Here is a 9,503-nt window from a genome sequence, read left to right on the forward strand (position 1 = left end):
AAGACGCCTGAGGCTCTATCCTTTGTCTATTCCTTCCGCGCTGAATACCACACCGCTTACCGACAAAAGCCAGCTCGGTGCCGATGCGCCAAGTCTCGGGCGGTTTACAGCCGCTCTCCAGCCGCTCGATGAGCTGGCTTTTGTCGGTAAGCGGTGTGGTATTCAGCGCGGAAGGAATAGACAAAGGATAGAGCCTCAGGCGTCTTGTATGTCCCGAGCGGCAGCGGGGTTTAACCTAGCGTCACCTTGGGCGGCTTGCCAATACGCAAGAGCGGCCACGGCGGCGGTCTCGGCACGGAGGATGCGGGGGCCAAGACCAACGGCAACCGAGACGGGAATCCGGCCGATCAGATCGCGTTCCCGGTCGGAAAAGCCGCCTTCCGGGCCGACCACAAGCGCCGCGGGCGCCTGCGCGCCGCGCGCGAACACCGCCATCGCCGGTTTCCCGCCACCCGTTTCGTCGCACAGGATCAAGCAGCGCGCCTCGTCCCAGGCCTCCAGTATCGCAGCCATGGCTTGCGGAGCCATGCAGTCCGGCACGCTCAGCCTGCCGCATTGTTCGGCGGCCTCGACCGCCCAGTCGCGCATCTTGCCCTCGCGCGGCGCCGGGGCGCTGGCATGCTCGGTCATGGCGGGCACCAGCGTGGAAACGCCGAGTTCGGTCGCCTTTTCGGCCAGAAACCGCAGGCGTTCCTTTTTCATCGGCGCGAAGACCAGCCAGATGTCGGGTTCCAGGCCCTGGTCGCGCAGGCAGCGCCTGGCGACAGCGCCAGCCCCGTCAAGATGGGCCAGCCATTCACCGTCGCGGCCGTTGAACAGCGCGACCGCATCACCTTGCTTCAAGCGCATGACCCGTGCGAGGTAGTGGTGCTGCGCCTCGGCCAACGGCACCGGGCGGCCCGCTTCCAGACCGGCTTCGACATAAAGGCGTGGGACGGGCCGGCCGTCGATCCGCAGCATGGTGACTTCCCTGGAACCAGGTTGATGGGACCGGCGTAAACCATGTCATCGAATGACAGTCCAGGATCAATTGTGGGCCCACCGGGCGCCACATGGGTCGACCGCAAGGCGCCGGATAGCCTGAAACCGTGGTTGAAGCTGTCGCGGGTCGACCGCCCGATCGGCGTCTGGCTCCTGATGTGGCCGTGTTGGTGGTCGACGGCGCTGGCCACCGACGGCGGCTGGCCGGACCTGCGCCTCCTGATCCTGTTCCTGATCGGCGCTTTCGTCATGCGCGTCGCCGGCTGCGTCATCAACGACATCATGGACCGCGATTTCGACGCCCGTGTCGAGCGAACGCGGGCCCGCCCCCTGGCAAGCGGCGTCATCTCCGTACCGGCCGCCCTGGTGTTCCTCGCCCTGTTGCTGCTGGTCGGCCTGGCAATCCTGCTGCAACTGAACCGCTCGGCCATCCTCATCGGCGCCGCCTCGCTCGGGCTGGTCGCGCTTTATCCGCTTATGAAGCGGATCACCTATTGGCCGCAGCTTTTCCTGGGTCTCACATTCAACTGGGGCGCGCTGGTCGGCTGGGTCGCGGTCAAGGGCGAGCTCGGCCTGCCGGCGCTGCTGCTTTATGCCGGGTGCATCGCCTGGACAATCGGCTACGACACCATCTATGCGCATCAGGACAAGACCGACGACCTGGCGGTCGGCGTCAAGTCGACGGCGCTGAGGTTCGGCGACCAGACGAAGCCCTGGGTCAGCGGGTTCTATGGCGTCTTCATGATGGGTTTGATTGCGTCAGGCCTGACCGCCGGTCTCGCCTGGCCGTTCTATCTGATCGTGATTGCCGTGGCCGCGCATCTGATCTGGCAGGTGCGTTCGGTTGATCTGGATACGCCGGCGTCGTGCCAGAAGCGCTTCTTTTCCAATGCACAGATCGGCGTGATCGTCTTTGTCGCCGTCGTCGCCGGTCAGCTGGCCATCGGCTAGCCCGCATTTCTCACACTCCCGACGGTCTGCGCCGGGTCAACGTGGTGACAGAGAAGGAGGGCGGTGAAGAGCGATGCAGCGCATCGGTCGAGCCGGTCGACGCGCGCTGTCACCGCGTTCACCCGGCCCGCAGGGTTGCGTTCTGGCTGCCATCTGCGGGCGAAAGCCGCTCAACCGTATGTCGTCATACGCTTTTCGCGTCCTTCGCCCTCATAGCACTCGCCACAACGAAACGCAGACCAGCGGGAGAGTGAGAAATGCGGGCTAGTCCCCGTGTGCGATCGCGTGGCGGCGCAGCGCCCGGCATTGATCCAAGCGATGGGCTTTGTCGGCGACCATGGCGGAGACGAAGGTATCGATATCGCCGCCGCCAAGAGCGTGGCATGCGGCCTCCAACACGGTCTTTTGATCGCGCGCGGCAAAACGCCGCCGGCGGGCGCTGATCGCGCTCAACGCGACGGGCGATCCCTCCAGCCCGAAGACGCCGTGAACGGTGATGTAGGTCGAGGGGTTCTTCAGGGCGCCAAGGCCCTCAACCTCGATCACCGTTTCCAGCACGCCGAAGCGATAGTTATCGCCCTCCGATGCATGCATGACCTCCAACTGGTGGTCGGTCAGGAAGCTGACCGAGACCTCAGCTTCGGTGCCGGGGCTTGAGAAAACAGCAGCCGGCAGGGAGCCATAGCTGGCGAAGTGAGTTGCGTAGACGACATCGTGATCGTAGAGGCGGCAACGCAGCACCGGAATGACGTGATCCGGCCCGTCGCCAAACTTTTCAGCCAGGCGCGCGGCCGAGGCGTTGGAGCCGTAGCCCACGACCGGTGTCCGCCGCTCCATGCCATCAGTCTGACCGGCTCCAAGCTCGGCGAGCGCGCGGCCCAGATGGACGTGGCTGCCGTCGCGCTCGATCCGGGCGTCGGCAAACAGGTCGGTACCGCTCTCGACCAGGCGGTAACCCTCTCCGGCGACGAACACGAAGGAGTGGCCGGGCGGGTCGAACGGATAGGCGAGCGCGCGGGCAAGTTGAGGTGACATGGTCATGCGCGGATTACGCCTGGCGATTGCCGCCGCCCGCCGTCGCGACCGCCGCGATGATCAGGTCCTGCACCCAGGTCAGCGCGCGCCGCGGCATGCCTTCACCGGTGGTCAGCGAGCCGGCATCCGTGTCGATGTGGAGCGCCCAGCCGTAATAGCGGGTCTTGGCGACACGAATCGTCTCGATGTCGTCGAGCGCCATGGTTTTTTTGATCTCAGGCCCGGATTTCGTCGTGCTGGCCAGGCTCAGATTGGCGCGCCGTATCAGGATCTGACGGGTCGTGCGCATTTGCCGGGTCGCGAAAAACAGAACCCCGACAAGGACCAGAAAGGCGACGGCACCACCGGCGATCCTGGCGTCGAGATCCGTCGCGAACGCGATGATGACAAAGGCCGCGCCCGCCGCGACACCGGCGATCAGCGCCCACACCCACATGGCGATGGCGCCTTTAAGAAAGCTGACGACGATCAGGTCGTCGCTTTGCTCGACCTTGACCTCGGCGGGCGGTGTGCTGCCGGAACGGTAGCTGGAGACGATCTTGCCTTCGGCAACAAGTTGCGCGAGCGGCTTGTCGAGGTCTTCGGGATCGCGTGCCAGGTAACCGTCGGCAGTTTCCTCCAGCGCCGGTTTGTCGAGCCAGCGGGCGTATTCCTCGGTCTGCTTGCGGCCGTCGGCTTCGTCCTGCGACGCGGCAAGCACGACGGTCATGCCGCGGTCCGCATGGGTGAGCAGGCTGAGAAAGGCTTCATACGTCTTCTTGTTGCGGGTGTAGGTAACCTTCTTGCGCAGTACACCGGGATAGGTCGTCATCGCCGCCGTTCGCCGCTTGGTTCGCCACCACGTGCGTTGATCGATCGTCACCAGATCGCGGTCGATCGTGATGACACGACGGTACATGATGATCCGCCAAGCGAAGGCGAGCAGACCCAGACCAATGCCGATCACCGGGATCAGGATCAGCGGCACCGGCATCGGTTCCTGGACCAGGGTTTGGCCGATAAAGAGATTGACGCCGGTCCAAACGATCGCGATCAGGACGAGCAGAGCACCGATAACAATATTGCCGCGCAGCCTGGCGCTGACCGGGAACGGATCCAACGGTACCGACTTCTTGAAGTCGAACTGATAGCCGCTTGCGCTGATCAACACGTCCGTAATCCCCCCTAACGTCCCAATCTATCCCAAAAGCTCTTGACCCGCCTGGCCCCTGGGCGCGCAATGCTTCCATGACCGACGATCTGCTTTATCTCTCGGCGGTCGAGGCGGCGGCGCTGATCCGGCGTCGCGACCTCTCGCCCGTCGACTATGTTCGCACCGTCCTGGCGGCAATTGAAGCGAGCCAGGACACCATCAACGCTTTCGTCACCGTAACCCCCGGCGAGGCGCTCGAAACCGCACAGGCCGCCGAGGACGCGGTTGCCAAGGGCACCATGCTCGGACCACTGCACGGCGTTCCGGTCAGCGTGAAGGACTTGGTGGCGGTCGGCGGGCAATACAACAAACAGGGCTCCCTGCTGTTCGCCGAGACGGTCGCCGATCACGACGCGCCGGCCGTCGCCAGGCTGAAGGCCGCCGGCGCCATCATCGTGGGCAAGACGACGACGCCGGAGTTCGGCCACAAGGGCCTGACCGATTGCCCGCTGACCGGCATCACCCGCAACCCCTGGGACCTCTCAAGGACGCCCGGCGGCTCATCGGGCGGCGCCTCGGCCGCTGTCGCGGCGGGTTTGGCGCCTCTGGCGGTCGGCACGGACGGCGCCGGTTCGATCCGCGGCCCGGCGGCCAGCGCCGGCATTGTTGGCCTGAAGCCGACACGCGGCCGGATCCCCCACGAAGCCAAGGGCGACCCCTTCGCCAACCAGTCCTATACCGGGCCAATGACACGCACGGTCGGCGACGCCGCCTTGATGCTGGATGTCATGGCCGGCCCCGACGCCAGCGACCCCTGGAGCCTGGCCCAGGGCCAGGCGGCAGCCTGCCCGGCGCTGGTCGGCAACGATCTTAAGGGCATCACCATCGGCTTTGCGGAGAAAATGGCGAACCCGGAGATCGACCCGGAGGTCGCCGCCAACACACGGGCCGCGCTCGCCGTCTATGAGGACTTGGGTGCCCGCGTCGAACCGATCCCTGACGGTTTCGACTGGGCGGAGCCGGCGGGACGCGTGCTCTATCAAAGCGCCTTCCACGTCATGATCGAGGCGATGACGTCGGACCAGCGCGCCCAGCTCACCCCGTCGCTCGTCACCTTCGGCGAATGGGGCAGCGCCTTTTCGCTGGCCGACCGCGCCGACGCTGAGGCTGCGCGCGGCGACCTCTATCACCGCGTCCAGGCGCTGTTCGCGACCTATGACGTCGTGATGTCCCCGACCACCGCCTGCCCGCCGCTCTTGGCCGAGTTCGACGCGACCAGCGATGTGGTCATCAACGGCAAGCCTTGCGGCATCACACGGCAAAGCTGGACCGCCTACCAATACCCCTTCAACCTGACCGGCAACCCGGCCCTGAGCGTGCCGTCCGGTTTTACGGTGTCCGGCCTGCCGACCGCGCTCCAGATCATCGGCCCGTGGTGGTCGGACCACGAGGTCCTAAGGCTCGGTGCCATTCTGGAACGCGTCCACCCGTGGGCCGACGGGCGGCCGGCGTCAGCGAATCGAGGCATGGATCAGAATCGTTCGTGACCTCGCCGCGTCAGTCCGGGTTCGGTTTACGATTGGCGAGCCGGACACTTTGGGCGAGACCTCGCGCCGTCGCCCGGCTCGTGCGTCGCCAGGCATTGTCCGGTGGCCAGAGTTTCTTGAGCGCTTCACGGTCGACGACCATTGCTTGATAGATCGGTATGTGTCCGCCCTTCTTCTTGTCGCGCGCGACGCCTTGGCCGCCGCTGCCGGTGCCGTCGAGGGTCGCCACCATGTCGATGGCGGCCGATAGCCAGTAGTCGGCCGTAACGGTCTCGCGGGATGTGCCGCCCGGCGGTACGCCCCGCACGTGCAGCCTCCCCTTTCGCGCGGCCTCTTCGAGGAGGTCTGCGGCGTCCTGGAGTCCATCCTCATCCGCGGTATCACGGGCGGCACCCCAAGCGGATTGGTGCACGAGATAACTGAGCGCCTCGGCAAGGCTGGCATCGCGTTCGTCGCGTTCGAGCTCGACCGGTTTCGTGGGTGTTTTTTCGACGAACAGACGCTGCAGAATTGGCCAGACCACCGGCGCCAGCGCCACGACGACAAAGACGACCAGCAGCCCCGTCTGCAGCCGGTAATGGAAGATGTCGGGCTCATCGAGTTCAGCGCCGGTGACCAGTGAAGACAGATGGGTTCTAAGCCCGAACAGAAAGTCCGCGATCAGAATCAATGCCCAGCAGACCAGCCAGATCGCCCGCCACTTCACCCGCTTCATGCATCCCGACCAGTGTTTGACGCCAATGCCGTTCGGCCCTCAGAGCATAGCAGACGCCCGAATCGGTCGAAACGCGGCTACGATCAATGGCTCCTGCGAGGCGCCTAACCGCGCGCGACTCCCCAGATTTCGACGGTCATATCCGGGTTGTGCATGTGCGGCTGCGGCACGCAGGTGATTGGCGGCAACGGGCCGGCGACACAATCGGCGACGGTGTCGAGGAAGCGCTCGGTCTCCTCCTGGCTACCCGATGACGTGAAGTAACAGACCAGCAGCGCCAGATCAGACGAGACCGCATCGAAGCCGCGCAGGATGTCGTCGATATAGCTCATGGTGAAACGGGTCTGCGGCAAGAGTTCGCCGGGGTAGATGTTGACGCCACGGTTCCGGCCCGGTTCGAACGGCACCTGGCCGCCGGTCCAGATCGTGCCGCGCAGGCGGCTGCCCTGGCGGTAGGGTACGGGGATCGGCCAGTCCCAAACCCGCTTGGGCCAGCTGTCGCCGCGCGGGATGTATTTATCGAAGCCGTTCCATTCCTCGCGAAACGCGAGCACCTCGACCTTGGTTAGCGCATCCTGGGGCCAAAGGCGATGACACGGAACGACGGTCGCCGGCGGAGCGGGTTCCTTGAAATAGGTCGCGCGTACCGCCGCCATGGCGGCCCACTCATCCTGGGTCGTGCCGAAGTAATAGCCTTCCTTCTTGATCGCGTCCTGCATTGAGGCACCGAGTTCAACCAGCGTGTCGGTCAGACCCTGCATGACCTCGTGCGTCTGGGCGATGCCGTCGGCACCAGCGCTCTCACCGGTGCGGCCGGGCACCGCGATGAACTCGCCGGCACGCAGGCCGACGGTGAGGTCCCGACCGCGGAAGCTCTCCTTGTGCGCGTCCGGCACCGGCCGGCTGACAGAGCGGTGGTCGCTATCGCGCCAGCCCGGCTGCGCAATCGCCTGGATCTGTACCGTCTGCCCGGCGAAAGGCTGAAGCGGTACCGGGTTGGCCGTCACTGCCGGCAGAAGGTCGGCCACGATTGGATCAACCAGCCGCGCGATGACGCCGAGCCCGTCCTCACCCGGGTCGGCGGAATAGAACACCTTCAAGCGGACGATGTCCTCCAGCCCGGCGCCTTCGAGCGCCAATGCTTCCGCGACATTGGTCATGGCGCCTTCGATCTGAGCGTTCAGGTCATCGGGATGGCGCATCTGACCGTCGCCGTCGAAATCACCGGCACCGCCGACGAACATCAGCGGGCCGGCCTTGGCCGAAATCACATGTGAGCGTCCGTAAGGTAGCCGCCAGACCTGTTCGCCCATGACCTCTTCCTCCTATGATGCTGTTTCGTCGAAGCCTGGGTGCGACCGGGCGAAGGGTCAAGCCAGAGGAAAGTCATGAGTGCAAAAGACATCCATCCGGACATGCAATTCCTGGTCGACGTGCGCGACAAGATCGGCCCGAAGGGCGAGACGCCGGAAGACCAGCGCCGGTTCTGGACAGCGTACGCGGCCGCCACCAACCGGCCGCCACCCGACGACATGGCGATCCGTGACGACGTTGTCGAGACGGCGGAGCACAAGGTGCCCGTGCGCATCTACCGGCCAGCGAACGCGCCCGACTCCGCGCCCGCCGTCATCTACATGCACGGCGGCGGTTTCATGCTGGGCGACCTCGACAGCTCCGATTCGATCGCCTGGGGTTATGCGGACAACGCCGACTGCGTGGTCGTCAGCGTCGACTACCGCCTGACGCCGGAACATCCCTACCCCGCCGCCTTCAACGACTGCTGGGGCGTCCTGACCTGGCTGGCCGAGAACGCGGCGGCGCTCGGTGTCGACGCCGGGCGTATCGGTCTTGCCGGCGACAGCGCGGGCGGCAATCTGGGCGCGGCGCTCGCCCTGAAAGCGCGCGATGAAGACGGCCCTGCCGTCGCCTGCGTCGCCATCATCTATCCGGCCACCGGGCTCGACCACGACCATCCGTCCTACATCGAACATGCCGACGGGCCGGGCCTGACCCGCGAGGGCACCATCAAGTACCGCAACCTCTATCTCTCCAAAGACCGCGACACCGACGACCCCTATGCCCGCCCGATCATGGCAAACAGCCTTGCCGGTCTGCCACCGTTCTGGGTGCATTCGGCGGAGATTGATCCGATCCGTGACGACGGCCGCAACTTCGCTGCCAGAATCGCAGCCGACGGCGGCGCCGTCACCTATCGCGAGGCCAAGCGCATGATCCACGGCTTCATGCGCGCCCGCTTTACCGGCCCGGCGGCCGCGCGCGAATACGGACTGATCTGCGACTTCCTGAAACGTCACCTCTAGGGCAGCCTCCTGGCACAGGTGATCAACACCGTTGACGGACAGGCCATCGAGTCAGGGCTTGAGCCCGACGGCGGAACAGTGATAGCGAGGATAAGCAGAATGCGTCGGTCCGGCCCCTGCACCGGTCAAACACAAGAGCCCACGTGAAGGAGCCCAGCGTTGCCGAAGATCCCGTCGCCTTGCGTTGATGTCTGCAAGTTCAAAATGCAGGACCGGTGCATCGGATGCACGATGACCAAAAAACAAAAAAAGAGTTACAAGAAACTAAAGAACAACAAGAAGAAGATAGCGTTTATTGAGCGCCTCATAGACCAACAGAAACAACTGGGCCGGCACGAGTATTGGCGAAAGGTCTATCTGCGCAAGTGTGCGAAGAAAGGCGTGCAGCCGCCGGTGGCGGCCTAGAGCAGACCCTGTATCCTGAATACCCGGGACACTCAGTGACAAATCTTGGTGACAATTGCCAGAAGAATAACTGACATCGCACCTGCATGGGACACTGTCCATGACGACGCAGAAAGCATCATCTCTCCCTTTGTTCACACTCATCACAGAGTATCACGGTCCATTAATTCTCAATTCTGCGGTCCCATCGTAATCGCATTATAATCAGGAGCGTTTTTATGCGCGCAATCAAACGCCTTTTCACGCCTATAACTCCTTCTTTTGTATACATGTAGTTCAAAAACAGCCATAGTACCCTCCGGACAAGAACAGAAATCGGGTGGGAGAAATTTTTGATGGATGACCTGAAAGGGTGACACATCTGCTACTGGACTTCACGCAGCGTAGTCCGAGGTGGAGGCATGCGGTGCAAAGAC

Annotated in this window: 9 protein-coding genes; 4 read left to right on the forward strand and 5 right to left on the reverse strand. The window is 64.2% G+C overall.

Annotated elements, in window-relative coordinates; genetic code table 11:
* Positions 1 to 195: 195 nt before the first annotated feature.
* On the reverse strand, positions 196 to 960 hold the full coding sequence (locus AAF563_24955) for a 16S rRNA (uracil(1498)-N(3))-methyltransferase (protein ID MEM7124548.1): 765 nt from the start codon (positions 958 to 960) through the stop codon (positions 196 to 198).
* 72 nt (positions 961 to 1,032) lie between these two features.
* Here AAF563_24955 and ubiA point away from each other — a divergent pair, with 72 nt between their 5' ends.
* Positions 1,033 to 1,932, forward strand: a complete 900-nt coding sequence (ubiA, locus tag AAF563_24960; GenBank protein ID MEM7124549.1) for a 4-hydroxybenzoate octaprenyltransferase — start codon at positions 1,033 to 1,035, stop codon at positions 1,930 to 1,932.
* A gap of 264 nt (positions 1,933 to 2,196) precedes the next feature.
* Here the strand turns inward: ubiA and AAF563_24965 are convergent, their stop codons facing one another.
* Positions 2,197 to 2,973 carry a hypothetical protein gene (locus AAF563_24965; GenBank protein MEM7124550.1) on the reverse strand — a complete coding sequence of 259 codons (777 nt, stop codon included), beginning with the start codon at positions 2,971 to 2,973 and terminating at the stop codon, positions 2,197 to 2,199.
* A gap of 7 nt (positions 2,974 to 2,980) precedes the next feature.
* Positions 2,981 to 4,117, reverse strand: a complete 1,137-nt coding sequence (locus AAF563_24970; protein ID MEM7124551.1) for a hypothetical protein — start codon at positions 4,115 to 4,117, stop codon at positions 2,981 to 2,983.
* Positions 4,118 to 4,194: 77 nt separating this feature from the next.
* Between AAF563_24970 and AAF563_24975 the strand changes: the two genes are divergently transcribed.
* Entirely contained in the window at positions 4,195 to 5,646 is a 1,452-nt protein-coding gene (locus AAF563_24975) for an amidase family protein (GenBank protein ID MEM7124552.1), read from the forward strand.
* A gap of 10 nt (positions 5,647 to 5,656) precedes the next feature.
* Here AAF563_24975 and AAF563_24980 read toward each other — a convergent pair whose 3' ends face one another.
* The gene (locus AAF563_24980; protein ID MEM7124553.1) at positions 5,657 to 6,361 is read right to left on the reverse strand and encodes a hypothetical protein; all 705 of its coding nucleotides are present in this window, start codon (positions 6,359 to 6,361) and stop codon (positions 5,657 to 5,659) included.
* Positions 6,362 to 6,465: 104 nt separating this feature from the next.
* On the reverse strand, positions 6,466 to 7,674 hold the full coding sequence (locus AAF563_24985; protein ID MEM7124554.1) for a Rid family hydrolase: 1,209 nt from the start codon (positions 7,672 to 7,674) through the stop codon (positions 6,466 to 6,468).
* 75 nt (positions 7,675 to 7,749) lie between these two features.
* Between AAF563_24985 and AAF563_24990 the strand changes: the two genes are divergently transcribed.
* Positions 7,750 to 8,682 carry an alpha/beta hydrolase gene (locus AAF563_24990; protein MEM7124555.1) on the forward strand — a complete coding sequence of 311 codons (933 nt, stop codon included), beginning with the start codon at positions 7,750 to 7,752 and terminating at the stop codon, positions 8,680 to 8,682.
* 159 nt (positions 8,683 to 8,841) lie between these two features.
* On the forward strand, positions 8,842 to 9,087 hold the full coding sequence (locus AAF563_24995) for a DUF1289 domain-containing protein (GenBank protein MEM7124556.1): 246 nt from the start codon (positions 8,842 to 8,844) through the stop codon (positions 9,085 to 9,087).
* Positions 9,088 to 9,503 lie beyond the last annotated feature (416 nt).

The organism is Pseudomonadota bacterium, assembly GCA_039028155.1.
Taxonomy (GTDB): Bacteria; Pseudomonadota; Alphaproteobacteria; order SP197; family SP197; genus JANQGO01.

Bases quoted from the DNA above. Each gene is read 5' to 3' on its own strand.
- AAF563_24955 (MEM7124548.1), bottom strand. From the start codon at position 960: ATGCTGCGGATCGACGGCCGGCCCGTCCCACGCCTTTATGTCGAAGCC.
- AAF563_24990 (MEM7124555.1), top strand. From the start codon at position 7,750: ATGAGTGCAAAAGACATCCATCCGGACATGCAATTCCTGGTCGACGTG.
- AAF563_24965 (MEM7124550.1), bottom strand. From the start codon at position 2,973: ATGACCATGTCACCTCAACTTGCCCGCGCGCTCGCCTATCCGTTCGAC.
- AAF563_24985 (MEM7124554.1), bottom strand. From the start codon at position 7,674: ATGGGCGAACAGGTCTGGCGGCTACCTTACGGACGCTCACATGTGATT.
- AAF563_24975 (MEM7124552.1), top strand. From the start codon at position 4,195: ATGACCGACGATCTGCTTTATCTCTCGGCGGTCGAGGCGGCGGCGCTG.
- AAF563_24980 (MEM7124553.1), bottom strand. From the start codon at position 6,361: ATGAAGCGGGTGAAGTGGCGGGCGATCTGGCTGGTCTGCTGGGCATTG.